We start from the raw sequence: 24,959 nt of genomic DNA, 5'->3' as shown, positions 1-24,959 counted from the left end.
CATGGGCGTTATTCGGATATACTTCCATGATTGACCTCCGAATTATAGAAAACGCCTTACTCTTTTACAGTATTCCGCATATTTTTCACCGTATATCTTTCTAAGCGATTGTTCCTCAAGTAAAATCTGACGGTTGAAAAGCCATATTCCTGTTAAAACGTAAATTAATATAATCCAATTCGGAATAATCAAAAAGATTCCGATCAGAACCAATCCAAATGCTGAATATATTGGATTGCGACTAATAGAAAAAGCTCCTGTGGTTACAAGTTCACCGGGGTGGTCTTCATCCAAACCGACGCGAAAACTCTTTCCAAATGAAATCAGTGCGTATAGAAATAAGATAATTCCCAAAGCGCATAAAGCCACACCTATCCAACCTACATAATCACTTTTATACAATTCAGCTCCTACTTTAGGTAAACCAAACGCGCTTGCGAAAACAATATAAAATAACAGTAAGGCAAAGGGCGGGATAATAAAATCCTTCTTATCCATCTCTCCAAAACGAATAACTTTTATTCCTAATTTTTTTAATTGGAAAGCTCGGAATAAAACAAGGATTATAAGCAAAAACAATGTCGCTACTGCGATATATCTCGTCATATCATATCCTCCTATTTATAATTATTTGTAAATATCTCCGTAAATTACTTAACAATTTTGCATTTGCATTTTTTACACTTGAATTAATACAAGCGCAAGTTGCTATATCTTCACCTCTTTGCAATTTGGTTAAATTTGTAATATTATATATAGAGTTAGTATGCAACTTATATAATTATTAGTAAGTTACCAATTACATAATAAACATGAAAGAAGGAGAATTATATGAAAAGATGCTTTATAGGAATAGCATTTTTAGTTGTTGGCACACTTGGATTTAGTACATTCCATAAAATTGCAGTTAATAGTTTACCTCTATCTATGTATTATAACAAATACGGTGAGTATATCCAATCGTTAATTAATAACTATAGTCTTGTACCAATGATAATAAGTTGTTTTTTATTTTTTCTTGGATTGATAATATTATGTAAAGAATATGTGGATACATTTATAAAAAAGCAATAGTTGGTTAAAAAATTAAAATGAGCATGAAGTACTGAAGAAACCTTCTAGGTAGAATCCTCAAGGACTTGCTTATAGTCAAAAAAGGGAGCCTTTTGCTCCATAGATTGATTACTCAACTATTTTGCAAAAACTCCCTTAATTTCATTCAAGTTCATTCATGGCTAGTGAATTTGAATTCCTCTTGTATAATTACGCTTCTTTTGTTGCTGGAAGAATAATTTCAACTTCAGCATGTGGACGAGGAATTACGTGAACGGATACTAATTCGCCAACTCGCTGAGCTGCAGCAGCACCTGCGTCTGTAGCTGCCTTAACAGCTCCTACATCGCCTCTTACCATAACAGTAACAAGACCGCCACCAACAAATTCTTTTCCAACTAATGATACATTTGCTGCCTTAACCATAGCATCTGCAGCCTCGATAGCTCCTACTAAACCTTTTGTTTCAATCATTCCTAATGCATCGTATTTCATTTTAAAATCCTCCTAATAATATAATTAATTTTTAATAGTTAACTTACTTTACAATGGTAATACTTGAAGATCCCCCAAGACCCATGGCATTGGCTTCTTCTGTATCAAGGTGGCATTCTAAGCTTGAGGAATTATTCGCGCGAATTGCTACATTGCTGAAAATACCTCCGCGAGCCCCTTCTGTCTGAATGTTTACGGTTTGTCCGTCATGTACGCCGAATTTTGACGCATCTTCAAGACTCATATGAATATGTCTTTGGGCTATGATAAGGCCCTCTTTTGTTTGAACGGAACCTTTTGGTCCTACCAATGTGATTCCTGGTGTACCAGCTAATTCGCCAGACATCTTAGGCTCAGAATTTGTTCCAAGCTTAAAGCAATCTGCTGCCAGAATCTCAACCTGAGTCTGTTTTCTGACTGGTCCTAAAATACGAACCTTTTCAATCGCTCCCTTAGGTCCGCATACGGTAACCATTTCCTTGCATGCGTACTGTCCAGGCTGGGATAATTCCTTTATATTGGTCAGCTGATAACCTTGACCAAAAAGAATATCCAAGTCTTCCTGGGATAAATGCACATGGCGGTTGGAAACACCCACTGGGATTTTAGACTCTTTTGGCTCGGATTCTGTTTTCATGGCTTCCATTATGAGCTTGATTACCGCTTCATACTTATCCATTCCTGTTCTCCTTTTTCCAGTTGATTTACTACTGACCTTTCATGGCCAACACAATTTCCTTAACAAGTGCTGCTAGCTTCTCGTTATCATCACAGCTTCCCTGACAGGAATTAGCTGTAGTACCTTCTTTCTTTACAAAGGAAGCAACAAAATCTGCTGGACTACAGGAATTAGTTCCTGCTTTTTCCTTCCATGTGAAAGTTTCATCATCTGCTGCGATAGTAGAACAATCCTTTAAGCCAAAGGCTACCTTCTTAACATTAAGGAGATGTTTTGGACTCACGTTTTCAGAAACAGAACTTCCGCCGCAAGTACCGCATCCTAATGTAAAGGAAATTGGAAGACCTGTGCTGATTCCAGTTCCGCCCTGGCTACCGCCTGTGTTAACAAGAATTCTGGAAGCTGGCTTTGCAGCAAACTTAAGAACCATATCTCTATCCTGAGTGTGAATACTCATGGTATGTCCGATTCCGTTCTGTAAAAGACGAATGCTTAAATCGCAAGCCTCATGGCAGTCCTTTACGGTATAGAAGCCAAGAACTGTTGTAAGCTTTTCAAAGGATAATGGATAGCCTTGACCTACGCCTTCCTGTCTTCCGATAAGAACCTTGGTATCCATCGGAATTTCAATTCCAGCTGCCTGAGCAATCACCTGAGGGGAACGACCTACAAATTTAGCGTTCATAGTGTATCCGTTCTTGAATAACAAGCCACAAACCTTATCGGTTTCTTCTTTTGTCATGAAGTATCCGCCCTGACTCTTTAATTCAGCTAATACTTCTGCTTCATTGCTTTCCTCGCAGATGATGGACTGCTCGGATGCACAGATAGTACCATAGTCAAATGTCTTGCTGGCAATGATTGTTTTAACTGCTTGTTTTACATCTGCTGTCTTCTCAATGTAAGCAGGAGAGTTACCTGCACCTACACCGATAGCTGGCTTTCCTGCACTATAAGCAGCCTTTACCATAGCTGGACCTCCAGTTGCGATAATAACGGAAACTTCCTTACACTTCATAAGTTCATTGGTAGATCCCATGGAAGGCATGGTCACACAACCGATGATTCCTTCTGGTGCGCCTGCAGCGATTGCAGCGTCGCGCATAATTTCAGCTGCCTTTAATGTACATTTTGCTGCGGAAGGGTGAGGAGAAAATACAATAGCATTTCCTGATTTTACTGCAACCATGGATTTAAAGAATACGGTTGAGGTAGGGTTTGTAGAAGGAACGATTCCCATTACCAAACCAACCGGCTCAGCTACATCAATAGTCTTATTTACGGTATCCTCAGCTAGGATTCCTCTAGTCTTCATATCCTTTATCTCTTCATATAAAAGGGTAGAAGCAGCGTGGTTCTTATATGCCTTATCCATAGCCTTTCCAAATCCAGTTTCCTCAGAAGCCATTTCTCCTAAGCATAGGGCATGTTCCTCTCCTGCCTTAGCCATACTCTTAAGAATACGATCTATCTGTTCTTCACTAAACTGAGCAATCTTCTTAGCAGCAGCTTCACCGCTTCTTGCTAAATCCCTTGCTTCTTGGATGGAACGTAAATCAAAATCAAAGTTTTCCATGTTCCATTTCTCCTTTTCTAAAAGTCTTAATTATTTTTGTCTATAATACTTCTTGAATTCTTCCAGCAGCATTGCTTTATTTGCCTTTGATATTTCCCTACCAGCTATGCTGAATTCTGGATATTCACGGGCAAGTGTTCTAAGTTCTGTTACCTTCATATCTTCAAGTTTCTTCATGGTTTTTTTCAAACCATCCTGTCTCCACAGGTCCACGGTTTCTCTTTTTATGTTTTCCACCGTTTCTTGCTTATCGGAAGACTCTTCGGTACTATCCTCTGTCAGGATTTCTTCTTTCAAAGATGGTTCCTCTTTAAGTCCTATATTCGGTTCATTCGATGTTACCAGTTCTTTGGTTTCTACCGGTTCTTGTGGCTCTACTGGTTCTTCTGGCTCAACCAATTCAGCTTCTGATTCTACCGATTTTCCATTCGGATCATCCGGAGTTTCTCCACCAAAGATATCTGACAGCTCATCATGAGGTCTAGGAATCACATGACATGTGACTAAAGTGGCACTGTCTATGCGTTCTACCGCTGCTACTCCTGCGTCTACCGCTGCCTTTACTGCCGCTACATCACCGGTTACCGTAACAGCGACGAGACCTCCGCCGACTTTAGTCTTCTCTATAAGAGACACATTCGCTGCTTTTAACATAGCATCCGCTGCCTCAATGGCTGCGAGAAAGCCTTTTGTTTCTATAAAACCAAGTGCCTGCATCGTTTACCTCCTTAAACCAAATCAGCCCAGTTTGCCGGATAAGTTGCGTAGAATACTCTTGCTTTATCTGGTGAACCCCAGGTTACCTTGGAGCCTGATGGTACGAAGAGAACATCTCCGGCTTTTGCCGTATAAGTCTTTCCGTCAATAGTAACGGTCAAGGTTCCTTCGATTACATAATCGATTTCCTCATAGGTTAATTCCCATACAAACTTGGAATGATCTATCGTAAGGAAACCTGCACTGATATGGGATTCTTCCTTGCTTACCAACTCCTGATAGTAAGCTTTCACAGATGGATCACCAGTATCAAATACATCCATTTTTACAGTATTTCCACGGACTACCTTTAGGCCGTTACCATGGCTTTCTGACTCGTAAGGTTTTAAAAGATCATTTAACAAACCCTTTTCCATCAAAGTCTTAAGCACTTTATAAATTTTCTCGCTGTCAATATCCATACCTGCGAAAGCTGCTGGAACCTGTGTCTGCTCCTCTGCCTTTTCACAGAATGTGATTCCAAATGCATCTGCTGCATCTTTTGCAGAAGGAGTAATGATACTTCCGCTTTCCACGTAATAAACCTTTTTTCCCTCTGCATTTAATGTTTCTACATCTTTTGCACAAATCAACTGCTTCATTTGATCACTTCCTTCCTATATTAATTGGCAATCTTCATCGATAATTCCAATTACTACGGCATCTACTGGAATATCATCACTTTCCAGCATCCGTCTAGCGGAAGAACCGGTGGAAACAATCACACGGTCACCGATACCTGCGCTGATGATATCTGCTACGATCAGCCTTTCGCCTTCCCGTGTGCCTCCGATGATCTCGGCAAGCATGAATTTCAATCCGTTTAAGGAATCCGTCTTTCTTGTAGCCCATACGTTATCAATTAATCTAGCCGCTACCATTCTTCGGTACCTCTCTTCTCTCTTTGCTTAATCTCTTCCATGGCTGCCTCTACCGATGCTGTATCTCCGAAAATCGCCAGCATAATCATGTTCTGCGGGCAGCTTCCTTTGATATCTTCTACCGTAACACCTACTGCTTTTTCTGCCACATCAGCAGCACAAACCATTTCGATAATTCTACCCTGTATAAGCCCTACCGCATCCACCGGTCCTATTGGGGAGGTATTACCGGATCCTTTCCTGCGGTTTAAAATATCTAGGGTTCCTTGTGACGGTGATTTAATAATTCGGTATTCCATACGTCCACTTCCTTTATTCCATCACTTCCTGATTACAGGAAAATGCGATTCCAAGAGGGGTTACAAACATTGGGTTTTCAGGCTTACGTGTCCTGATTCCTGTCTGTTTTTCAATAATTGTTTCAATTCCAGTTAAGCAGCAAGTTCCACCTACCAGATAGATTTCTTCGACGTCATATCCTTTGATATGGCTACTTATGATAGAAGCCACTTTCTCCACCACCGGCTTTAATAGCGGTAGTAGTTCTTTATGGTTTTCTTCCTTGCGTTTAAAAACATCCGCTTCTGAAAATGGTATATGATAAGCTCCTGATATTACCAAGGAGAAATGAGTTCCTCCTGTTGGTTCATCCGCTACATATACCACCTTTCCATCCTTTAAAATGGTGATTCCGGTGGTTCCGCCGCCGATGTCCACTACCGCGCCGTTCTTTATTTTTAAGACTGCATTCGCAGCCGTAGGTTCATCCAAAAGGGCGGTTATCTCAAATCCCGCTCCCTGAACCACATTCTTTATTGCTCCACCGTCCAAGGTATCAGTCCCTGGAGGAATGGCAGCAGCTGCATAAATAAGCTCAGTGTCTAGCTTTTCTTCTAGCTCTTCCTTAAGCTCACGTACAATCCGGATTGCTCCGATGTAGTCCACAACCATTCCGTCTCGGACTACATCCGCATATCGGTAAGCACCTGCTACGGGTTTGTAATTCTCATCTAACACAGCCAGCACCACACACGCTGTACCCAAATCCACTCCGGTATAGTAAACAGAGGAGCTTTCCTTTATAGGTTGTTTAACTACTGCTTCAAATTGGCTAACCAATTCATTGCAGCTATCAAATGTTAATTCTTCCTTTGGCATAGTTTTCCTCCATATTCCAGACATATCATCTGTGACAAGCGGTTAATGATAGGGTTTAGATTTTCGTTTTCTGCTTCTGCTGCTAGCTCTCTGACATTACAGCGTAGGCGGTGTAGAAGAACGATTTCCTTCCCTTTTTCTGACTGTGCATGAAAGCCTGTTATTTCAAAGCAATCCTCAAAAGATTCGTGCATGTTTCCCTCATGAAATCCGGTGCAGTTCTTACATGTAATTACCTCTTCCCGACCTTCTTTTCCTATGAAAAAAAGTGTTCGTTCTAAGTCAAATACTTGCTGTGCTAACAGCACGTCCCTGCTTAAGAGTTCGAGTCCCGCTTCTAAAAATTGTGCTTGAAGTGTTTTCTTTTTTAATTGAAAAACTTCCTTGCAAATTTCTTTTTTCGGTGCATCTTCTTTTTTTGATGCTTCTACTTTTATCTCTGTAGACTTTTCGTTTTTTCGTTTTACCACCATTGGGTCATTGCTTATGGGAACTTTCTTATCTACCAGAAACTGTCTAGCTCCCGGTGTTAGTCTGTTTCCCGTAGGGATATCATAAAAGGTAAAGGGTTCTCTTCTGAATAAAATTCTCAAATCGTCTTCCGTGATGAATTTCATTAATATCCCCCCTTACATAATTTCTTGTAGATGGCTTCAATCTCTTCTATCTTAGGTACTCTTGGATTGGTTAATGTGCAGTTATCTGCTAGTGCTTTCTCTGCCATTTCTCGTAGCGCCTGCTCATATTCGTCTTTATCAATTTTTAAGTCCGTAATCTGCTGAGGTATTTTAATCTTAATCATCAGATTCTTGATGTGACGCAACAGACCGTGTACCGTAGCCTTATCTGTTCCAGCCGCTATTCCAAGCATGTTAGCAATCGCCACATATCTACCGCAAGCTTCCTGTTCACCTGCATCTTCTAAACCAGCGTTATAGCTGATAATATGAGGTAAAAGGATCGCGTTGCTTCTTCCGTGAGGAATGTGGAAGCGTGCTCCAAGAGCATGAGCCATACTGTGGCAAAGCCCTAAGGAAGCCCCGTTAAAGGCAACACCTGCAAGACAAGAAGCATTGTGCATGTGTGTTCTAGCTTCCATGTCACTACCTTCCTCTACAGTACGAGCAAGGTAGTTCCAAACTAATCTCACTGCTTTTTCCGCACAAGCATCGGTAAAATCACCTGCATTGGTTGAAACATAAGCTTCTAAGGCATGGGTTAAAACATCCATTCCTGTATCCGCTGTAATCTGAGGCGGTACCGATACTGTAAAGCGTGGATCAAGGAACGCTGCATCTGGTACCATACTGTCGGAACGAAGCGGATATTTAGCCTGCGCCTGAGGATCGGAGATTACAGAAAAATTAGTTACTTCACTTCCGGTACCGCTAGTTGTTGGAATCGCAATCAAAAACAGTTTCTCATTTCCCATTTGTGAATAAATATTGCTTGCTGCCTTTGCTGTATCAATGGCAGAACCGCCGCCAAGTGCAATGACGGTATCTGGTTTAAAGCTATTCATTCCGCCGATGGCCTTTGAAACTACTTGAATGGTTGGATCCGGTACTACTTCTGAAAAAACTTCAAAGCTGCTTCCCATTTCTATTAAAATATCTGTAATTAAGTTCACCTTTCCGGACTGGGCCATAAAGGGGTCACAGATAATATAGGCTTTTTTTGCAGGAAGATCCTTCATCTTATCAAGACAAGAAGATCCCATATATATCTTTGTGTTCATTACAAATTGTTCCACGTTACATTTCCCTCCTTTCCGTTTATTTTAATATTTCCATTAATTCAACTAAACTTGCCTCTTCGGCCAAATTAATATTGTAATAGGGTTCCCGCACCCCAGCTTTTTTTAACTGACGGATACACCAGTCGTTATTCTCCGGTTTTACTCCGCTTCTGGTAATCACACCGATAACTGGTACACGAAACGTCTTTGCAAACCCTGGTGGATAACTCTCTAAGAATGAGGACTGGTCTACCAGCATCAGTACATGAGAAGCGTCTTGTGCAGCCACGATCAAATGTTTGTGCATCCAGGGACTTTCTAAATAAACCCCGGGTACATCTAATGTTTTTTCCCCATAAACCATGTTCTGGGTTCTTCTTGTCGGGCCGGTCAAACCGTTTATTAAGTTGGCCAGTGAGGTTTTCCCGCTCCTACTGGGTCCGATGATCATGATTCTTTTTTTTCTCATGTCTTTGTAACTACGGGCACCATATAACCAAGCCCGCGTTTTAAGATATCACACACCGCATTTAAAGCAGTTTCCACACTGTCTACGTCGCCTGCAATAATTACGGATCCGGTGAAGCGGTCCAAAAAACCCACTTCCACGTCCGCTGCTTTTGCAGCAATATCCGCAGCAATGATGGACGTTTCAAAAGGAGACAGTGTAAGAATTCCGATGGCTCCCAACTGGTCAATGCCTAGGCATTCATACACCTCCCGTATGGGTGATGCGATCACATGGGCTATGGTCACTTGTTTGCCCGGAACGGACTCTTCAATGACACGGCGCATCTCTTCTTCCATGGCGTCCTTCCCCTTTCTTAGTGTTTTACCACGTTAACCGGAAAATCGTATTCTTTCATCCAACCTTCAATTCGGTCTAAATCCTCAGCACTTAAGCTAGGATCGCCGTCAATCGGATATACCTTATCAAGCTGATTGTATTTATTAACTCCGAGCTTATGGTATGGAAGTAAGTCAATTCCCTTAAAGTTCTTATCAGTACGGTATGGCATTAAAAACTTGATAACCGCATCAATTTCTTCCCTGCTGTCATTAATTCCTTTTAACATTGGCATACGGACTTTTACGTTATAGCGGCGGTGAAGCAGTTCCTCAAGGTTAGTAAGAATCTGTTCATTGTTCACACCTGTTAACTCGTTGTGACGTACTGGATCCATATGTTTGATATCAAACAGGAAAAGATCCACATATTCCGCAATTTTTAAAATGTTCTCTGTATTCGAATAACCGCAAGTTTCAATTGCTGTGTTGATTCCCTCCTGTTTACAAGCCATCAAAAGATTTAAGGCCGCTTCTGGTTGTGCGGTTACTTCACCACCCCCAAGGGTCACGCCACCTCCGGACATATCATAAAAAGCAGCGTCCTCTTCCACAATCTTAAGCAGTTCTGAAATGGTCTTTACCTCTCCTGCAATGGTAAGCGCCGACTTTGGGCAGATGTTTTTACACTTCATGCAGCCGATGCATTCCTTTTCCCGAACAATTTCATGTGTTCCGTTCGACATCACGTGGATTCCTACGGGGCACACATCAGCGCACGCCCCGCAGTTTGTACAAAAACTTTGCTTATACATTACCTGAAATTTTCGTTCCAGACCTTCCGGATTGGAGCACCATTTACACCGAAGAGGACAGCCTTTAAAGAATACCAAGGTTCTGATTCCCGGCCCGTCATACATGTTGTACTTCTGCACGTTAAATATAAACGCCTTACGTTCAATCTCTCCTGATTTTCCATGGTCCATTTTGATTACTCTCCGTTTTTTCTTAGAAATGTGTCAGCATGGTTCTGCTTATGATCTCATCCTGTACATCCTTGCATAATTCTATGAAGAATGCACTGTAGCCAGCTACACGAACGATAAGGTCACGATACTTTTCTGGATGCTTCTGAGCATCGATAAGAGTATTGTTATCCAGATAGTTAAACTGCATCTCGCCGTTACCAAACATACAAGCAGTACGAAGTAAGGTAATAAGACTCTCTTCTCCTTCTGGCGTATCAAGAAGTCCTGACATAATCTTAAAGTTATGAACCATACCGAGGTTCATGCTGTCATTGGCCATTTTAGATATGGACTTAATGATAGCAGTCGGGCCATTAAAATCCGCACCCTGAGTTGGGCTGATACCGTCGGAAAGCGGTAACCATGCGTGACGGCCGTTGGCAGAAGCACCTGTCAACTGTCCGAATGGAGTATTATTGGAAATAGATAAGGTACCATGGCATAATATTGAGTATAATGTCTTGTATTTTCTATGCTCATGCTCAGTAAAATCTACTAAATCTGCAGCAATTAAATCTGCGTAATCGTCATCATTTCCGTATTTTGGAGCATTAAGGCAATCCGTACGAATCTGATCATAACCTGCAAAGTCTGCCTTTAACGCTTCGTTTAACTGCTCTAGAGTATATTTCTTTTCATCAAATACAAGTTTCTTGATTGCTGCCATAGAATCTGAATAGGTAGCAAGTCCAGACCATACAACACCAGGTCCAAAGTTATACATAGCTCCACCTGCGGATACATCCTTGGCGCTCTCCATACAACCTTCGTACATAATAGACATCAGTGGCTTTGGAGCTAAATCTCTGTGTATACGTTGAGATATGACAGTGGCAACATCAGACCATTTTGTAATATATTTGATTTGTTCTTTTACTGCTGCTTCAAATTCTTCATAAGTCTTGAAGTTGCTTAAGGCACCCATATCCGGGCAAACCTGCTTGCCATACCATAATGGAACACCGTTATTTAAAACAAGCTCGATACAGATTGGCCACTGAGTATAAGCGGTGGATGTCCACTGATATAAGCGTCCTGACTTCTGAGGTTCTACACATCCCATTAAACAGTAATCACGTGCATCTTCAATGGATACTCCTTTTGCAAGCATCATCTTGATGTGAGCATCGTCAAAGTGACAAGCTGGGAATCCCATACCGGAACGAACTACATCTACGATCTTCTTCAAGTACTCTTTTGGGGACTTGTTGTGAATACGGCATGCAAGAGATGGTTGGTAAATCTTTACATGACGAACAGCATCCATCAACAGGTAAGTTAAATCATTGGTAGCATCACGTCCGCTACGGGTTACACCACCTACGCACATATTTACGAATGGCTGGTAACCTGCGAAGAATTTGGAACCACCTTCGCTAGTAATCCACATCATCTCAGACATCTTAATTAACATACAACCTGCAAGTTCAAATGCCTGATAATCATTCATACGTCCGGATTCGATATCATCTTTGTAGAATGGATACATATACTGGTCAACACGTCCGATGGACATACCAGTCTGATTCTCTTCTACTACAAGTAAGGATTCGATGGTCCATACAGCCTGAATTGCTTCCCAGAAGGTTCTTGGCTTGTGAGCAGGAACGTAAGCATTTACCTCAGAAATCTTTAATAATTCTTCTTTACGCTTTGGATTCGTTTCCTTTGCTGCAAGCTCTGCGGCATACTCGGAAAGTCTCTTTGCATAAATCATAACGCCTTCGGTTGTATCAATAATGGATTTATAGAAATAAATCTTCTCTATATCATCCGGATTTTCATAATCTAGTTCTTTTAAATGATCCTTCGCTTCCTGTTGGATATCAAGCATACCTTTTTTCATAAGGATTACATCATAACCAGGGTTTGAGTCTCCACCACCGTTGATGGCATGGTAGGAACAGTCAGATACAAAGGATTCTCCTGATAATTCCCATACGCCTGCTTCACGGTACTGATCCTCACAATACTCATCAACAGATTTGCCTGCCCAGAATGGGAAAAGCTCTTCTTTCATGATTTTCTTGTCTTCCTCAGAAATATAGAATGGATCCTGAGGACGTGTTCCGATGGTATCAATTTCATCTACCATCCATCTCCAAGCGATATCTGGAGAAAATGCACCAGCACGTGGAGCGCCACAAGGAGCACCTACGATAAGCTCGTTGTCTTGAATTACTAGTGGTGCTGTCTCACAGCAGTAACGGAAACACTTTGCACGAAGCATAATCTTTGGCATACCAGGATTCTCTTTTGCGATTTTGGTAATTGCGCGTGCACGGTAGGTTGTAATTGTTGGTTTGTGAGTTAAATAATTCTCTTTTAATTTATGAAGTCTTGGAGTAATGCCATCCGGTATGTTGGAACCTTCTTCGTTACATACATTTGATGTAGAAGGTGCAGTCTCCTTTTTGTTAATCTCATCAGAAACAGTTTCAAACATTTTCATTAAAGAAGATCTTTCTTCTGGTGACATGTTCTTCGTTGCTTCGACAAATTTATTTGAAAATTCGCGAATATCCAATCTGATTTCCCTCTCTTTCAATTATTCTTAATCCAGTTCTTTGGACAAGGCTTGTAAAATCTGTTTCAAAAGATCTCTAGCATCTTCCATGCCTTTGCTTGTTTCAAAGGCATTGACCTTGTTTGTTTCAAGGGCATTGTTCCTGATTGTTTCAGGAGCTTTCGCGTATCCGCTTGAGGTTTTCTCAACCGAACCAAGAAATTCTTGTACTCCCCGAACTCCATATCCTACTTTACGAATGTATATGAAATTCATAGGAGAAACATTGTCCGCTGTGATTCCGGCGCCTGCTGTAATGCTTCCTAGGGTCATAGCCGGAAACAAGTTTGTGGTTGCACCCATACTACCCAGGGTAGCGGGGGTATTTACAAGTACTCTGCCTACTGGTTTCTTTAAGGCGAACTGGCCTATTACTTCTTCATCCCTGGAATGAATCACCAGGGTATGTCCATGGCTTTCGTTTACTAAAAGACTCATGCACTTCTCACAAGCATGCATCCAGTCATTTTCGATGTAGTAAGCCAATACAGGACAAAGAAGCTCTTTTGCAAATGGGTTCCTGTCGGAAATATATTTCTGTTCGGAAACCAGCACAGTCGTGGTATTAGGTACCATAAATCCTGCTCGTTTGGCAAGTTCTTCGGCTGGTCTTCCCATAATTTCTGTATCTGCCTTTCCACTCGTAAGGTTTAGGAGGTCTATTAGCTTTTTCTCCTCTTCCTCGTTCATGAAGTAGGCACCGTTTCTTAACATCTCAGCTTTTACTTCAGCTGCAATAAGACTGTCTACTACCATATATTGTTCTGCCGCAGACACGATTCCGTAATCAAAGGTGCGGCTTGCAATGATATCCTCTACCGCTTTTCTTACATCAGCGGTACGTTCAATAAAGACTGGTCCATTTCCCGTTCCGCCGTAAATATAAGGCTTTCCGCTTTTAGATGCTTCGCTACTAAGCTCCGGAACTCCGGTGTTTATAATCATGGCTGCTGCTGGGTGATGGATTAGCTCCAGAGCTCCTGGTCTTGTTACTGTCTTTAAATAGCCGATTGCTCCTTCCGGAAGCCCGTAGCATTTTCCCGCTTCTAACAGACGATCAAGAAGTTTACCGGTTACCTTTCTTGCTCTCTCATGAGGAGCAATGACAATGGGGTTACCAGACTTCACAGCCACCAGTACGTTATATAGCGCAGTGGAAACCGGGCTTACCGGCGGAGCAAGTGCAACAAGCACACCTACAGGAACGCCTACATCCATGGTCTTTAACTGAGTATTTTCATTTAAAAAGCCTACACATTTCATGGCTTTTAAGCGTTTTGGCAGGTAATCGCAGACAAATCTATTCTTCACATACTTATCTTGAAATCGTCCATATCCGGTTTCTTCTGCGGACATAACTGCCAGTTCCTCAGCAATTTCCTTCGCTGCAGCGGCTAAAACATCTACGATGAGATCCAGTCTTTCCTGAGGAAATGTGAGCATGGTGTTTCTAGCATCTCGTGCACTTTCCATTAGAATCCTTGCCTCCTGTATGGAGAGCAGGTCTTTATCTACAAAACTCATTTACATTTCTCCCTTCATTCGGGATGCTTGTTACTCCTGTTCCGGAGCAGTAGTTATGGCATAACGATTAATGATTTTTACAAGATCAGGATGAGGTCTTGGAATGACTACGGAACTATAAACTTCCGCTCCCATATCGTTCACTGCCTTAATTCCTGCTTCTACTGCAGTCTTGCAAGCTCCCACATCTCCGCATACAAGGACAGAAATATAACCGGAAGCTACGTTCTCAAAACCAATAAGTTCCACATCCGCTGCCTTGCCCATTGCGTCAGCAGCTTCCAGAACGTATACAATACCGAATGTTTCTATTGAGCCTATGGCTTCATATCTTTCCATATATTGTTTTCCTTTCTCTATGCGTCAATATCGTATACTGATACAATGTCGCCAACCTCTTTGATTGGTCTTGGCATTACATTCTTTGCGGTCAGCTTACCGATAGCTGCTGCAGCTTCTGCACCAGCTTCTACAGCGGAACGCACTGCTGCCACATCACCTTTTACCATAATGGTTACCAGAGTAGAGCCTACATTTTCATAGGAAATCAATTCTACATTTGCGGCTTTGAGCATTTTGTCTGCTGCCTCCAGTGCAGGAACCAGACCAACGGTTTCTACTAAGCCTAAAGCTTCATTTCCGTAATATTTCACTTTTGTAAACCTCCTCTTTTTTATTTGTGGCTGTGGTATTTCTTATCCACATATTTATCAACTGCGCTTCTTCCATCATCACTGATTTCATAGCACACGCGTAACTCTCCGCCCTTATCTAGGTCATAGCTACTTATGTTAACAAATCCGTTTGCTTCTAGAGACATAACATGATCTGTATAAAGCTTCTTTGTAAACTGGCGTTCTCCACCATATTGAGGTTTTAAAGCCTCCATAATCTGGCTGATATCCGCATCTTTAACGTCGTATAAATAATTTAAAACCGCTGTTTTTGCAGGTAATAGCATCTCATTAAGCCCCTTTCTTAAATAAATCCAATGGATTCATGGTTACTACAATCGCACCAAGTACAATTACAATAGAACCAACGACAATCGTAGGGGTAAGTGCCTGTCCTAAAAACAGTACACAGAAGAAAACTCCCCAGAAAGCATATGTTACATTTAAGGACATTCCAACTGCACAGCCTACGGTAGAATTACTCTTATACCAGCATACAAATGATACCGCTGCACTAAGGCCAGCTGCTGCAAGCCAGATAGTAGGTACTCCTGCTGAAAGGGTCATTCCTAATAGTCCCATGCCTCCGAGAATAGGAAGAATAACGAATAAATCGACTACACCAGAAATCAACTGGCGTAAATTAACTGCTACATCGGTATCAATCATTGCACCGCCATAGGTTGCAAATACACCTTCAAGTGCCCAGCAAACAGCGGCAATTAGTGAACAAATAATTCCTAATGTGAAATTGTCACTGCCTTCTGGCTTTGTCCAGTTAATAATGATTGCTCCCGCTACGCATACCAGCATACCAAGTAAGACTCTCTTTGTTATCTTCTGCTTTAGGAAAATCCATGCAAATATAGCACCAAATAAACTACACATTGCAGAAATTGGAATTGCATATGCCCCAGCCATGGCAAGTCCCGCTAGGTAAGCACCATTCGCTATCGGACCACCAAGTAAAGAGCCAATCACAATCATCTTTCCCGGAAACGTATTTAAACTCCTGCCCATTTCCCGAATACGACCTTTTTTCGCATTAAAAGCAGTAAGCCATATTCCTGCGAACAAGTCATTTAAGCCAGCGCAAATGTAAGGAACAGTTAAGATACCTGCCACACCTGCTGCACCAGCCGCGCCCAGAAGAGGCTCATAAAGTCCAGCCACCAATATAAGAACCGTATAAATACCATAAGTAAGTCCGGAAATCATACCAGTTGTCAGACCAGTCGTTCTGAATTTTTTATTCACTGCTGCCATCTTTGCATCTGCAGACGTATTGCTCATCCCTTGATTCCCCATTATCTAGTCTCCTTTTTCTCTTGCGGAAGAATCATTGCTACATCTCCGTGAGGGCGTGGAATAACATGAACTGAAACCAATTCTCCAACTCGCTGCGCTGCTGCTGCTCCCGCATCAGTTGCAGCTTTTACTGCACCAACATCTCCTCTAACCATTACGGTTACAAGTCCACCGCCTACAAATTCTTTTCCAATAAGAGTTACATTCGCTGCCTTCACCATTGCATCCGCAGCTTCGATAGATCCAACCAATCCTTTTGTCTCAATCATTCCTAATGCATCAAACTTCATAGCTTACGTCCTCCTTCTTAATTCAACTGGGTCTACGAATACTAAAATTGCTTTTTCACCCTGTTTGAATACTGCACAAAATTCAATTCATTCTGTTTTCTTTTTTACTTCTTATGTTCAGCTAAACATTTAGAAAAAACATCACACCAGTTAATATTACTAATTTCGATATCGTGTTTTGTCGTTTTCTGTACATTTAATATAACCCTTCCCCCTAAGGGGAATGTCAACATGTTTTTCAATTTTTTTATTCTTCCATTTCTAGGAGTAAAAAACTGCTATCAGTAGAGTTTTATTAAACCCTAATCCTACAGGTTATGCCCCTATGAAACTGCAAAAAAAGAAAGGTTCCTCTGATGCAGTTTTCTTATAAAATCACTGTATCAGGGGAACCTTTCCCTTATATTTATATTTATATTTATTAAAGCTTAAACTCTTTTATTTACTATCTTACTCCCTGTTTACAGGGACCATTATCTCTGTAACAAATTCATCCAAGTTTCTGGTAGTCCAGTAATCCACCACATATCGTTCATAGCTTTCCTTACCGCATTTATAACCTTTTTTAGCGGCCCAGTTTAGGATTTTCTCATATTCTTCATCGATATTCTCAAGCTTTCCAATATGATAAACTGATGCAACCATGACTCCACCAAAAACTTGTCGATTCTTGCAGCCCTTACATGGATAGATAGCCTCCTGCATGATTCTAGTCCGTTTGCACCTTCCTGCCATCTTTTCCTCAAAGGAATCAAATTTCAATATTACTGGTCCTGTAATCTCATTATTAGCTTTTTCTAAGTGGCTCGTCCATTCTAAATTAATGATGGATTCCATATATTGATAATCAAAATCCTGATCCATCCCACAGTAGGTTGTAGGCTGCATATACTTTACGGAAACATCATGAACATCATTCTGCAGAACCATCTTGGCCTCCTGTATAAGCTCGTACCAATCTTTTACTGCAATATAGCTGTTATGAATCTGTTGCTCTTGTAGGCGTAACTGATCGATCTTGTTGCGGAAGTTATGTTCAAGATAGAAATAGGTATTTCCCTCCACTAACCCCTGCATCTCCTCAAGTTTAAATCCCATCTGCTTGTAATATTTAACTATCGGAACGGTTAAAAGAGACTCTTTGTTATAGTACCGATAGCTGTTTTCTTTACAAATTACGTCCGGTGAGATGATACCCATTTTATCATAAAACCTTAAAGCTTTTGTTGAAATATTGCAACTCTTACTGACTTCACCTATAGAATATAATTTCTTTTCCTCCATGTAAACCTCCATAAGCATCTGCTCTTCTCTACATGTTCCTTACTTATTTTTTCCTTACTTATTTTCCCTATACATTAATAGTATAAGCCTTCCCGTATAGGGGAATGTCAATACTAGTTATATGTCAATTTTACACCTGAAAATACTGCTTTGATACTTGTAAATTATGCAAATTATTTAAAAAAGTTATCTTATAAGACTACTTTTGAAACACTTTTGCCATGAGTTGAGAAAATATGCGGTTGAAGCTTCGTTTTTTTGCCATGGGCTATCTCATTAAGGAACCTAGTTACAAAAATCAAAGGCATCGGACTTTTCATTCCGATGCCTATGGTGATTTATGATATAAATTATTTTTTCTTCGCTGAGATAATCAGCATCATTGGTCTGCGTAGCTCATCTGCCATTCCCTTAACAATTTCAAGTAAATGCACTGATGGTTGAGGCTCTACAACACCGGTTAATTCAAAGCCGCCCTGTATTAAACCATTCAGGTATGTTGTAAGTGTCTTGTGATATTTGATTACATTTTCTCCAAGAAAGTTAGAGGTTCTCAGTCCTTCAAAAAAGTAATTATCTACAGGAAAATGAAGAATATTCCCATTTTCGTCGTAATACCAGTCTTGATTGCCATAAGCGGTAAAGATCGGATGTTCTACGGAGAAAACAAAATCCCCGCCGTGTACTAAACAATCAGATACTTTCTCAACAATCGACTCAAAGGATTCTATATAGTGAAAAGCAAGCGAACTAATTACTGTATCAAATGAGTTTTCACTAAATGAAATACCTTCGATAGGCATTTTGATATAGCATATATTATTATCTGTTTTTTCTTTTGCTACAGCTAACATTTTTTCAGATATATCAATCCCTGTGACAGCTTTAGCACCATGCTCTACAGCATACTGACAATGCCATCCAAATCCACATCCTAGATCCAAAACTCGTTTATCCTTAAAATCAGGTAACATAGATTCAAGGGTCTTCCACTCACCGGCACCAGCAAGTCCTTTTTTGGAACGTTCCATATTACTATATTTATCAAAAAATATTTTGTCATCATATTTATTCTGTTTCATTTTTAATCTCTCCAATACAAATTAATTTTATCGATTATCTATATGGGTATCTGCAATCTTCTGACCGATAACCACTTTTATCACTTCCTTTCTAATTAGTAAATATCTAAAGGCACGTCTTTTATTTTAACGGTTCATATATATATAGGCATCCTCTAAAGTTGCACTAACTTTAATGCATGATGGAATTTCAGGTATTTCTTCTGAAAGAAATCTAATATGGATTTTTCCTTCCTCATATACACTCCCAGTAACAAAATACTTTTCTTTTATTGCTCTCATTTCATTCTCACTATTCAGTTTACATTGATATACATGTCCTTCTGCCTTTTGCAACATGTTTTCCAATGTACCTTTATACTTTATTTTTCCCTTATTAAGCACACAAAGCTGAAAACAAGTTGCACTTAAATCTTCTACAACATGAGTAGAAAACAAAACAGTTCTATCTTCCAAAATAAGCAGCATAATCTTCTTTATCTAGAGCATTTCCTATATAGGAATTTAACTCTTCTACAGTTCCTAGTTTCATTTCGTCTGCACTATAAAAATAATCTCTTACATTACCAATATAACTACATTTCGACTCTATAAATTCAATGGTTTCTTCTTTATTCATATTTTTTTCTTCTATATAATTAATCAGCTCATTTACCTGTTTTTCATCTATTCCAATACTATTGATCAAATCCTGTCTTAAATTATCTAAGCTTATATCAAATCCTTCTTTTTCTGTTACAGGTATATAGCCATCCATAATATCGGTATCCCCTGTTTGTTCAATTGGAAGTGTTTCTATCATTTGGCCTTGTTGAAAATAGTTAATAGTTAAATAAGGTTGACACTGTACGTATACAACTAAAAAAACTAAAATTGCACCTATATAATAGATTGGATTTTTTAAAAACCAAGTAAGTTCCTTTTTTATGATAAACCACATAATAACCTCCATTGAAATTATTTTATTAACAAATAGCGCCTTACTGCAATCCGCCTTATCTCAGGGGTTATACCGTGTAGCCAAAATTATAAAAATAGTTAAAAGTATCGATACTAGCGCCAATACCTTTACAATAAACTTTGCTTTTCTAATTCCATACATTTCTATGCCTTGCGGAGTTGAAAAAGGGAAGATAAAAAGAGTAATTCCTACTCCACCAAGACCATAAGCAGCGAAATAACCGTTACCTTTCTTAATGGCTGGTATTAATAACAAAACAATGAAAACTAATATCATACTATAAAAAATCACTTTCCATTTTTTATAGTAGTTCAAAAATCTTTCACTTTTACTTTTGCATTCAAGAGAACAATATTCATCTTCTTCCATATAATCTAATACTTTATTACAATATTTACATTTTCTTCCCATATACATTCCCCTCTAGTTCAAAATTTGAAACTCTTTTTACTAATTGATTAAAACCAAAACTCGATGCCCTATAATTTTTCAAATACTAACGCCTAGAATTTTTTAAAGACATTCTATATAATTAGTTCGCAATCATATTGAATCAAGTAATTTCTTTATAAATATTACCCCTCTTCATATCATCTATTAATCATTATTTCCATTATATACCATTCCGTATGAAACATAAAGGTAATCATTCATATTTAAATATCAAAATGCACCCATTAAACTGCAATGAGTGCAAATATAATTTATTATTTAATTTTAAAAGGCAAACTGAATCTGTATATCTAGTGCAGATAATAATGATGCACTTGATACATGCCCCCTTCATATATGAAACTGCTAACTTATTATTCTACAAACTGGTGCCCCCACTTACACATAGCATCTAGAACTGGCATTAGAGAAACTCCTTTATCTGTAAGTCGATATTCTACTTTTGGTGGTACCTGTGGATATTCTTTTCGAATGATTAACCCATCAGCTTCAAGTTCTTTTAATTGGTTGCTGAGCATTTTATGTGTAATATTTTTAAGAACTCTTTTTATTTCACTATAACGCATCACTTTACGGTGCCATAACCAAAAAAGAATATGCTTCTTCCATTTTCCACCCACCAAAGACAATGTATATTCAAATGGCTTGGAATAGACTTCTTCTTGTTCCATTCTAACTCTCCTTTTATATAGTATCTATCAAAAAAGTGCATACTTGTTAATATAATTATTCTATCTTATTATATCATCATAAAATATACAAGGAGAATAACACTATGAAAAAAGAAATCGAAGTATTTGATTATGCTAATGAGATTATGAAAGCGGTCAAAACAGGCGTTTTATTGACTACAAAGGCGGAGGACAAAGTGAACTCTATGACTATTTCATGGGGTACATTAGGAATTGAATGGTCAAAACCAATCTTTACTGTTTTCGTAAGAGAGAATCGCTTTACGAAGCAGCAACTCGAAAAAAATCCTGAATTCACAATAAACATACCATATGGCGCATTTGACAAAAAGATATTAGGGATTTGCGGAACAAAATCCGGTCATGAAATTGATAAAATCAAAGAACTTAACTTAACACTTGAAACACCGAATAATGTTTCAGTACCAGCTATTAAGGAACTTCCTTTAACTTTAGAGTGTAGGGTTATATACAAGCAAAAACAAGATGAGCGTGAAATTACAGATGAGAATAAGAACGCATTTTACCCACAGGATGTTGACAGTACATTCCACGGTGCAAATAAGGATTTTCATACTGCTTATTACGGAGAGATTCTTAGTGCATATATTATTGAATAATATATCTTGAAATTCTTTTGGATATGCCAAATCGGATTTCCATAATCATCCTGAACGTCAGTAAAACAAATGTGTCATGGTCATAAGCTTTACGGCTGAATAAAGACAATTCTACTCAATAATACGGTCTACAAAAATGGACCCGAAGGCATCGAATATCGATACTATGAAAAGGTGACAATTCAGGCTTCTATTTCGCATATGTAAGTAAATGAGAAGAGCCTTATTATGTCACCTTTTTCTATTATTTGTTTATTTTCCATTTTCCTAAAAGTCATTAACTTCATAATAACAAAATAAAGCTATCACAACTTCCTACAAACACTAATATTGTTAGGATCTAAAGGTGAAAAGGGAGTTTTATTCCAATCTGAATATTGGTTTTCAATATGAAACCCATTATTGCTTAATAATGATCTAAGAGTATCATTATCAGTAAAACGACAAGCTATTCAAGAAGTAGTTTTCTTAGTTCCCCAATCACGAAAAGTCACCCAATGCATTATTAGAATTATTTAAAACAGTGCTCACTTATTTCCACGTATCATCACTTTTATTTTTTTTCATCATATTCCCTTCATTGTCTATTATAAATAATGTATTCTTATCAGAAAAGCTGTAACTAGCAATGGATTCTATAGAATTTGATTTTATATTAACATTCCCATTTTCGCTCCATGTTTCTCCATTGTCGGAAGAGTAGTAAATAATATAAGACGGGTTTGGGTCCACATATTCTAAAATCATAATCCCATTTCTACCTATAAAACATGGGACATAACCGTTAATATAACCCTGAGAACTTATATCCTTCAAACTTGCTTGTGGTTGTATTGTGAAAGTGTTCCAGGTCATTCCTTCATCAACCGATCTATATAAATAAGCATTATCGTTCCCATGATAAGTACTTGCAATAAATCCAATTCCATTCGTATTAAATGACATCCCAGTAGGATAGCCATTTATATAAGTTAAATCTGCAACATTTTGAAATGATTTTCCACCATTAGTAGTCTTAAAAAGAATTTTCTTCATTTGTCCTGCTGCCGCTCCTCCGCAGTATAAGATATATCCATTTTGACTATCTATAAAACTAGTGAATAGTTGATTCGCGCCACTATTTACATCAGAAAAGTCAATATAACTTTCTCTCCATGTATTCCCCTCATCTTTAGAGCTTAATATACTAATGTTTTTATGATCCGATGAAAATCCCACGACAAACAGAGTATTATCTACATATGTTATGGATGGTATCGATGTTTCCTGAGCATTCCATCTGAATTTATATATTTGTTTATATGTTTTCCACGCATTATTTGTTGACAAAAGTTCACCATCATTTACTATTCCCCAACCATTCTTACTATCTTTCATAAACACTTGTTTCATATTATTGGGTAATTCTTTGTGATGTGAAATATTTAATAAATAGCAAACTAGTAAAATTGTAAAAACTAAAAAACCAATCAAAATATTTCTAGATTTTTTTGTTAATTGCATATATAAGTCCCCTCTTTTGATAATTTATATTTTTACCGTTTACATTCTTAACTCATATTTCTCTTTTGTTAACAAAATTAATCTTAATTTGATGATGCTAATGGTACCGTTGCCTCCTAAAAAATCTATTGATGTTTTTTACTTCATTAAACTCGAAAGGCAGAACAAACTGAGTAATGTTTGTTCTGCCTTTACTATAAATTCCAATTATAAAAATGTCAATTTATATTTATTTTTCGAAAGTTAATTGCCAAGAGACACCGTATTTATCATTTACCCAACCAAATCTTTCACTAAATGGATATGACCCAAGGGGCATCAATATATTTCCACCTTCTGAAAGCTTTTCAAACAATCTATCAATCTCTTCTCGCGTATCACATGTTACATATAATGACATTGCAGGAGTAAATGTAAATTCATGCTTGATATAGCTGTCTATACACATGTACTCTTGTCCATTCAATGAAAATATAGCTTGCTTTACAGTACCCTCTATGCCAGCTTCTAGCGAGAATTCAATGAATCTTTTTAATGTTAGCGGGTCTGCAACATCTCCATAAAAGTAAAATAGGTTTGGATTCTCTTCTGCAAAATCAACCGATTTCTTTTCATCTATATCAATAAAACATACTCGATCACCCGCTTGAATGAAATCCAGGCATATTTGCTTCCCTATACCATGTCCACCTCCGGTAACAACAATTCCTCTATTCATGACAACCTCCCTTGTTGTATAATTTCATATATTGAATGTCAACACGCTACTTTTTTATAATTTCATATATACAATATCAAAGAGCCCAGAAACCTCATGCCCAAAAACAAGTTCAACTCGAGGATAAGCTTTTGCAAATTTTACTAATTTATCAAAGCTTAACTTTGAATATGTAATGTTTTCGTTATATGTCCCGGATTCAACACCGATTGAAAATCCCAGCGAGTTATTGGATGCATCGCCAGTTATCAGCACTGTTCTATTGACCCCGTTTATTAGATAGGAGACATGTCCCTTTGAAGCTGCCTCCATGTTTTTGGGAAAATGAAGAATCAAAACCCGTATCTACAAGATAACATTTATTCTTGTAAGAAATTAGATGCGCTAGCACCGGTAGTTTTGCTTTTTAAAAGAACACTGATTTTGATACACCTCTGAGTGGACATTAAACATTCCTTCTTTAGTTCCTATAATGTAACCTGTATTTAGCGATTCCACTGTAATGTCTTGTGGACTTTGAAAAACTTCATCCCAATTCTTATGTTGTCTTGACTTTGCCATGTGCTAAACTCCCTTATCCAACTAAATCCTTCATCTAATTATCTAATAAGTAAATCAATGTTGCATAATATTTCCCTCTTTACATAACTTCATCATTAAATACTCATCAATACCTTTACGATAAAGGCTTGGTATTGTTCCTATGTACTGATATCCTAATTTCTCATAAAAAATCTTTGCTCCTGAATTGTAATCTCCGACTAATAAGAATATTTTATCTTTGGTCTTAAAGAGTATATCTTCAATAAATTCCAGTAATTTCTTTCCTATCCCTTTTCCCCTGTATTCTTCTTTAATTGCAATGAGATGTAGGTAATGATATGCATGAAAAGCACCTTCTAAGATAAAATATGCAAAGCCAGCACATTCACCATTGCACAAAACAACATAAAGAGTTCCTCTATCTATTCCTTCCATCACTGCTTTTTTTCTACTTTCTTCCGATGGAAAATAGGAAGTACACATTGTTGAATTTTCCATTGCTTTTACGCAATCATCTAAATTCTCTACAGTTCCTTTTCTAAATTGAATATCCACCACCTATACTCCTTCACTTCACTGAATAGTTTAGAA

At 38.6% G+C, this 24,959-nt stretch carries 34 protein-coding genes; 2 read left to right on the top strand and 32 right to left on the bottom strand.

Annotated features, from left to right (window positions below; translation table 11 throughout):
* Positions 1 to 42: 42 nt before the first annotated feature.
* Entirely contained in the window at positions 43 to 606 is a 564-nt protein-coding gene (locus tag CPHY_RS07465; RefSeq protein WP_012199461.1) for a methyltransferase family protein, read from the bottom strand.
* A 225-nt stretch (positions 607 to 831) separates the two neighbouring features.
* Here CPHY_RS07465 and CPHY_RS07460 point away from each other — a divergent pair, with 225 nt between their 5' ends.
* Complete coding sequence (locus CPHY_RS07460; protein WP_012199460.1) at positions 832 to 1,074, top strand: hypothetical protein; 243 nt, start codon at positions 832 to 834, stop codon at positions 1,072 to 1,074.
* Between the two features lie 189 nt (positions 1,075 to 1,263).
* On the opposite strand, the gene eutM (CPHY_RS07455) is transcribed toward CPHY_RS07460, so the two are convergent.
* The 26 genes from eutM (CPHY_RS07455) to CPHY_RS07330 all read right to left on the bottom strand — a co-directional run bounded on the left by eutM (CPHY_RS07455) (position 1,264) and on the right by CPHY_RS07330 (position 20,963).
* Positions 1,264 to 1,548 carry an ethanolamine utilization microcompartment protein EutM gene (eutM, locus tag CPHY_RS07455; protein WP_012199459.1) on the bottom strand — a complete coding sequence of 95 codons (285 nt, stop codon included), beginning with the start codon at positions 1,546 to 1,548 and terminating at the stop codon, positions 1,264 to 1,266.
* Positions 1,549 to 1,591: 43 nt separating this feature from the next.
* On the bottom strand, positions 1,592 to 2,227 hold the full coding sequence (locus tag CPHY_RS07450) for a phosphate propanoyltransferase (RefSeq protein ID WP_012199458.1): 636 nt from the start codon (positions 2,225 to 2,227) through the stop codon (positions 1,592 to 1,594).
* Positions 2,228 to 2,255: 28 nt separating this feature from the next.
* Positions 2,256 to 3,803, bottom strand: coding sequence for an acetaldehyde dehydrogenase (acetylating) (locus tag CPHY_RS07445; protein ID WP_012199457.1), 1,548 nt, complete (start codon positions 3,801 to 3,803; stop codon positions 2,256 to 2,258).
* Positions 3,804 to 3,833: 30 nt separating this feature from the next.
* Positions 3,834 to 4,520, bottom strand: a complete 687-nt coding sequence (locus tag CPHY_RS22630) for a BMC domain-containing protein (protein WP_012199456.1) — start codon at positions 4,518 to 4,520, stop codon at positions 3,834 to 3,836.
* 11 nt (positions 4,521 to 4,531) lie between these two features.
* On the bottom strand, positions 4,532 to 5,161 hold the full coding sequence (locus CPHY_RS07435; RefSeq protein ID WP_012199455.1) for a cupin domain-containing protein: 630 nt from the start codon (positions 5,159 to 5,161) through the stop codon (positions 4,532 to 4,534).
* A 15-nt stretch (positions 5,162 to 5,176) separates the two neighbouring features.
* A complete protein-coding gene (locus CPHY_RS07430; RefSeq protein WP_012199454.1) occupies positions 5,177 to 5,440 on the bottom strand; it encodes a EutN/CcmL family microcompartment protein in 264 nt (87 codons plus the stop codon).
* Positions 5,434 to 5,739: a BMC domain-containing protein gene (locus tag CPHY_RS07425; RefSeq protein WP_012199453.1), complete on the bottom strand. Its 306-nt coding sequence runs from the start codon at positions 5,737 to 5,739 to the stop codon at positions 5,434 to 5,436. Before CPHY_RS07425 ends, CPHY_RS07430 begins: the two co-directional genes overlap by 7 nt.
* 13 nt (positions 5,740 to 5,752) lie before the next feature.
* Positions 5,753 to 6,598, bottom strand: a complete 846-nt coding sequence (gene eutJ, locus CPHY_RS07420; RefSeq protein ID WP_012199452.1) for an ethanolamine utilization protein EutJ — start codon at positions 6,596 to 6,598, stop codon at positions 5,753 to 5,755.
* Entirely contained in the window at positions 6,580 to 7,215 is a 636-nt protein-coding gene (locus CPHY_RS07415) for a hypothetical protein (RefSeq protein WP_012199451.1), read from the bottom strand. The genes eutJ and CPHY_RS07415 overlap by 19 nt, the downstream gene beginning before the upstream one ends.
* Complete coding sequence (locus CPHY_RS07410; RefSeq protein WP_012199450.1) at positions 7,215 to 8,351, bottom strand: 1-propanol dehydrogenase PduQ; 1,137 nt, start codon at positions 8,349 to 8,351, stop codon at positions 7,215 to 7,217. Before CPHY_RS07410 ends, CPHY_RS07415 begins: the two co-directional genes overlap by 1 nt.
* Before the next feature lie 22 nt (positions 8,352 to 8,373).
* Positions 8,374 to 8,787: a EutP/PduV family microcompartment system protein gene (locus tag CPHY_RS07405; RefSeq protein WP_242657990.1), complete on the bottom strand. Its 414-nt coding sequence runs from the start codon at positions 8,785 to 8,787 to the stop codon at positions 8,374 to 8,376.
* A gap of 14 nt (positions 8,788 to 8,801) precedes the next feature.
* A complete protein-coding gene (locus CPHY_RS07400; RefSeq protein WP_012199448.1) occupies positions 8,802 to 9,143 on the bottom strand; it encodes a BMC domain-containing protein in 342 nt (113 codons plus the stop codon).
* A 17-nt stretch (positions 9,144 to 9,160) separates the two neighbouring features.
* Positions 9,161 to 10,108 carry a choline TMA-lyase-activating enzyme gene (cutD, locus tag CPHY_RS07395; RefSeq protein WP_012199447.1) on the bottom strand — a complete coding sequence of 316 codons (948 nt, stop codon included), beginning with the start codon at positions 10,106 to 10,108 and terminating at the stop codon, positions 9,161 to 9,163.
* 22 nt (positions 10,109 to 10,130) lie between these two features.
* Positions 10,131 to 12,677 (bottom strand): choline trimethylamine-lyase, encoded by a 2,547-nt coding sequence (gene cutC / locus CPHY_RS07390; protein ID WP_012199446.1) that lies wholly within the window; start codon positions 12,675 to 12,677, stop codon positions 10,131 to 10,133.
* A 27-nt stretch (positions 12,678 to 12,704) separates the two neighbouring features.
* Positions 12,705 to 14,240: an aldehyde dehydrogenase family protein gene (locus CPHY_RS07385; protein ID WP_012199445.1), complete on the bottom strand. Its 1,536-nt coding sequence runs from the start codon at positions 14,238 to 14,240 to the stop codon at positions 12,705 to 12,707.
* Between the two features lie 30 nt (positions 14,241 to 14,270).
* On the bottom strand, positions 14,271 to 14,579 hold the full coding sequence (locus CPHY_RS07380) for a BMC domain-containing protein (protein ID WP_012199444.1): 309 nt from the start codon (positions 14,577 to 14,579) through the stop codon (positions 14,271 to 14,273).
* Positions 14,580 to 14,596: 17 nt separating this feature from the next.
* On the bottom strand, positions 14,597 to 14,893 hold the full coding sequence (locus CPHY_RS07375; RefSeq protein ID WP_012199443.1) for a BMC domain-containing protein: 297 nt from the start codon (positions 14,891 to 14,893) through the stop codon (positions 14,597 to 14,599).
* Positions 14,894 to 14,913: 20 nt separating this feature from the next.
* On the bottom strand, positions 14,914 to 15,201 hold the full coding sequence (locus tag CPHY_RS07370; RefSeq protein ID WP_012199442.1) for a hypothetical protein: 288 nt from the start codon (positions 15,199 to 15,201) through the stop codon (positions 14,914 to 14,916).
* 4 nt (positions 15,202 to 15,205) lie between these two features.
* Positions 15,206 to 16,222: a DMT family transporter gene (locus tag CPHY_RS07365; RefSeq protein WP_012199441.1), complete on the bottom strand. Its 1,017-nt coding sequence runs from the start codon at positions 16,220 to 16,222 to the stop codon at positions 15,206 to 15,208.
* Positions 16,222 to 16,512, bottom strand: a complete 291-nt coding sequence (eutM, locus tag CPHY_RS07360) for an ethanolamine utilization microcompartment protein EutM (protein WP_012199440.1) — start codon at positions 16,510 to 16,512, stop codon at positions 16,222 to 16,224. Before eutM (CPHY_RS07360) ends, CPHY_RS07365 begins: the two co-directional genes overlap by 1 nt.
* Before the next feature lie 450 nt (positions 16,513 to 16,962).
* Complete coding sequence (locus CPHY_RS07355) at positions 16,963 to 17,796, bottom strand: MerR family transcriptional regulator (protein WP_012199439.1); 834 nt, start codon at positions 17,794 to 17,796, stop codon at positions 16,963 to 16,965.
* A 350-nt stretch (positions 17,797 to 18,146) separates the two neighbouring features.
* Entirely contained in the window at positions 18,147 to 18,878 is a 732-nt protein-coding gene (locus CPHY_RS07350) for a class I SAM-dependent methyltransferase (RefSeq protein ID WP_012199438.1), read from the bottom strand.
* A gap of 126 nt (positions 18,879 to 19,004) precedes the next feature.
* Complete coding sequence (locus CPHY_RS07345) at positions 19,005 to 19,346, bottom strand: ATP-binding cassette domain-containing protein (protein WP_012199437.1); 342 nt, start codon at positions 19,344 to 19,346, stop codon at positions 19,005 to 19,007.
* Positions 19,324 to 19,818, bottom strand: coding sequence for a hypothetical protein (locus CPHY_RS07340; protein WP_012199436.1), 495 nt, complete (start codon positions 19,816 to 19,818; stop codon positions 19,324 to 19,326). The genes CPHY_RS07345 and CPHY_RS07340 overlap by 23 nt, the downstream gene beginning before the upstream one ends.
* A 60-nt stretch (positions 19,819 to 19,878) precedes the next feature.
* Complete coding sequence (locus tag CPHY_RS07335) at positions 19,879 to 20,250, bottom strand: hypothetical protein (RefSeq protein WP_041703340.1); 372 nt, start codon at positions 20,248 to 20,250, stop codon at positions 19,879 to 19,881.
* Positions 20,251 to 20,645: 395 nt separating this feature from the next.
* Positions 20,646 to 20,963 (bottom strand): winged helix-turn-helix transcriptional regulator, encoded by a 318-nt coding sequence (locus tag CPHY_RS07330; protein ID WP_012199434.1) that lies wholly within the window; start codon positions 20,961 to 20,963, stop codon positions 20,646 to 20,648.
* Between the two features lie 104 nt (positions 20,964 to 21,067).
* Between CPHY_RS07330 and CPHY_RS07325 the strand changes: the two genes are divergently transcribed.
* Complete coding sequence (locus CPHY_RS07325; protein WP_012199433.1) at positions 21,068 to 21,604, top strand: flavin reductase family protein; 537 nt, start codon at positions 21,068 to 21,070, stop codon at positions 21,602 to 21,604.
* 531 nt (positions 21,605 to 22,135) lie between these two features.
* On the opposite strand, the gene CPHY_RS07320 is transcribed toward CPHY_RS07325, so the two are convergent.
* From CPHY_RS07320 to CPHY_RS07305, 5 genes are all read right to left on the bottom strand, one after another.
* The gene (locus CPHY_RS07320) at positions 22,136 to 23,107 is read right to left on the bottom strand and encodes a WD40/YVTN/BNR-like repeat-containing protein (RefSeq protein ID WP_012199432.1); all 972 of its coding nucleotides are present in this window, start codon (positions 23,105 to 23,107) and stop codon (positions 22,136 to 22,138) included.
* A gap of 229 nt (positions 23,108 to 23,336) precedes the next feature.
* Positions 23,337 to 23,825, bottom strand: a complete 489-nt coding sequence (locus CPHY_RS07315; RefSeq protein WP_012199431.1) for an SDR family NAD(P)-dependent oxidoreductase — start codon at positions 23,823 to 23,825, stop codon at positions 23,337 to 23,339.
* A 54-nt stretch (positions 23,826 to 23,879) separates the two neighbouring features.
* Positions 23,880 to 24,080 (bottom strand): hypothetical protein, encoded by a 201-nt coding sequence (locus CPHY_RS07310; protein ID WP_012199430.1) that lies wholly within the window; start codon positions 24,078 to 24,080, stop codon positions 23,880 to 23,882.
* A gap of 129 nt (positions 24,081 to 24,209) precedes the next feature.
* Positions 24,210 to 24,386 carry a hypothetical protein gene (locus CPHY_RS21660; RefSeq protein ID WP_157668673.1) on the bottom strand — a complete coding sequence of 59 codons (177 nt, stop codon included), beginning with the start codon at positions 24,384 to 24,386 and terminating at the stop codon, positions 24,210 to 24,212.
* Positions 24,387 to 24,440: 54 nt separating this feature from the next.
* Complete coding sequence (locus tag CPHY_RS07305) at positions 24,441 to 24,923, bottom strand: GNAT family N-acetyltransferase (protein ID WP_041703336.1); 483 nt, start codon at positions 24,921 to 24,923, stop codon at positions 24,441 to 24,443.
* Positions 24,924 to 24,959 lie beyond the last annotated feature (36 nt).

Source organism: Lachnoclostridium phytofermentans ISDg (genome assembly GCF_000018685.1).
In the GTDB taxonomy this organism is placed as follows: Bacteria; Bacillota; Clostridia; order Lachnospirales; family Lachnospiraceae; genus Lachnoclostridium; species Lachnoclostridium phytofermentans.
The sequence above is the reverse complement of the archived record's forward strand: the minus strand, read 5'-3'. Positions and strand labels throughout refer to the sequence as shown.

Excerpts from the sequence above, each read along its gene's own strand:
- eutM (WP_012199459.1), bottom strand. The coding sequence starts at position 1,548 with ATGAAATACGATGCATTAGGAATGATTGAAACAAAAGGTTTAGTAGGA.
- eutM (WP_012199440.1), bottom strand. The coding sequence starts at position 16,512 with ATGAAGTTTGATGCATTAGGAATGATTGAGACAAAAGGATTGGTTGGA.
- CPHY_RS22630 (WP_012199456.1), bottom strand. The coding sequence starts at position 4,520 with ATGCAGGCACTTGGTTTTATAGAAACAAAAGGCTTTCTCGCAGCCATT.
- CPHY_RS07445 (WP_012199457.1), bottom strand. The coding sequence starts at position 3,803 with ATGGAAAACTTTGATTTTGATTTACGTTCCATCCAAGAAGCAAGGGAT.
- CPHY_RS07335 (WP_041703340.1), bottom strand. The coding sequence starts at position 20,250 with ATGGGAAGAAAATGTAAATATTGTAATAAAGTATTAGATTATATGGAA.
- CPHY_RS07320 (WP_012199432.1), bottom strand. The coding sequence starts at position 23,107 with ATGCAATTAACAAAAAAATCTAGAAATATTTTGATTGGTTTTTTAGTT.
- CPHY_RS07315 (WP_012199431.1), bottom strand. The coding sequence starts at position 23,825 with ATGAATAGAGGAATTGTTGTTACCGGAGGTGGACATGGTATAGGGAAG.
- CPHY_RS07330 (WP_012199434.1), bottom strand. The coding sequence starts at position 20,963 with ATGGAACAAGAAGAAGTCTATTCCAAGCCATTTGAATATACATTGTCT.
- CPHY_RS07430 (WP_012199454.1), bottom strand. The coding sequence starts at position 5,440 with ATGGTAGCGGCTAGATTAATTGATAACGTATGGGCTACAAGAAAGACG.
- CPHY_RS07355 (WP_012199439.1), bottom strand. The coding sequence starts at position 17,796 with ATGGAGGAAAAGAAATTATATTCTATAGGTGAAGTCAGTAAGAGTTGC.
- CPHY_RS07380 (WP_012199444.1), bottom strand. The coding sequence starts at position 14,579 with ATGGAAAGATATGAAGCCATAGGCTCAATAGAAACATTCGGTATTGTA.
- CPHY_RS07350 (WP_012199438.1), bottom strand. The coding sequence starts at position 18,878 with ATGAAACAGAATAAATATGATGACAAAATATTTTTTGATAAATATAGT.
- CPHY_RS07365 (WP_012199441.1), bottom strand. The coding sequence starts at position 16,222 with ATGGGGAATCAAGGGATGAGCAATACGTCTGCAGATGCAAAGATGGCA.
- CPHY_RS07325 (WP_012199433.1), top strand. The coding sequence starts at position 21,068 with ATGAAAAAAGAAATCGAAGTATTTGATTATGCTAATGAGATTATGAAA.
- CPHY_RS07340 (WP_012199436.1), bottom strand. The coding sequence starts at position 19,818 with ATGTGGTTTATCATAAAAAAGGAACTTACTTGGTTTTTAAAAAATCCA.
- CPHY_RS07465 (WP_012199461.1), bottom strand. The coding sequence starts at position 606 with ATGACGAGATATATCGCAGTAGCGACATTGTTTTTGCTTATAATCCTT.
- CPHY_RS07385 (WP_012199445.1), bottom strand. The coding sequence starts at position 14,240 with ATGAGTTTTGTAGATAAAGACCTGCTCTCCATACAGGAGGCAAGGATT.
- CPHY_RS07435 (WP_012199455.1), bottom strand. The coding sequence starts at position 5,161 with ATGAAGCAGTTGATTTGTGCAAAAGATGTAGAAACATTAAATGCAGAG.
- CPHY_RS07345 (WP_012199437.1), bottom strand. The coding sequence starts at position 19,346 with ATGCTGCTTATTTTGGAAGATAGAACTGTTTTGTTTTCTACTCATGTT.
- CPHY_RS07450 (WP_012199458.1), bottom strand. The coding sequence starts at position 2,227 with ATGGATAAGTATGAAGCGGTAATCAAGCTCATAATGGAAGCCATGAAA.
- eutJ (WP_012199452.1), bottom strand. The coding sequence starts at position 6,598 with ATGCCAAAGGAAGAATTAACATTTGATAGCTGCAATGAATTGGTTAGC.
- CPHY_RS21660 (WP_157668673.1), bottom strand. The coding sequence starts at position 24,386 with ATGGCAAAGTCAAGACAACATAAGAATTGGGATGAAGTTTTTCAAAGT.
- CPHY_RS07405 (WP_242657990.1), bottom strand. The coding sequence starts at position 8,787 with ATGATCATCGGACCCAGTAGGAGCGGGAAAACCTCACTGGCCAACTTA.
- CPHY_RS07460 (WP_012199460.1), top strand. The coding sequence starts at position 832 with ATGAAAAGATGCTTTATAGGAATAGCATTTTTAGTTGTTGGCACACTT.
- cutD (WP_012199447.1), bottom strand. The coding sequence starts at position 10,108 with ATGGACCATGGAAAATCAGGAGAGATTGAACGTAAGGCGTTTATATTT.
- CPHY_RS07400 (WP_012199448.1), bottom strand. The coding sequence starts at position 9,143 with ATGGAAGAAGAGATGCGCCGTGTCATTGAAGAGTCCGTTCCGGGCAAA.
- CPHY_RS07415 (WP_012199451.1), bottom strand. The coding sequence starts at position 7,215 with ATGAAATTCATCACGGAAGACGATTTGAGAATTTTATTCAGAAGAGAA.
- CPHY_RS07425 (WP_012199453.1), bottom strand. The coding sequence starts at position 5,739 with ATGGAATACCGAATTATTAAATCACCGTCACAAGGAACCCTAGATATT.
- CPHY_RS07370 (WP_012199442.1), bottom strand. The coding sequence starts at position 15,201 with ATGCTATTACCTGCAAAAACAGCGGTTTTAAATTATTTATACGACGTT.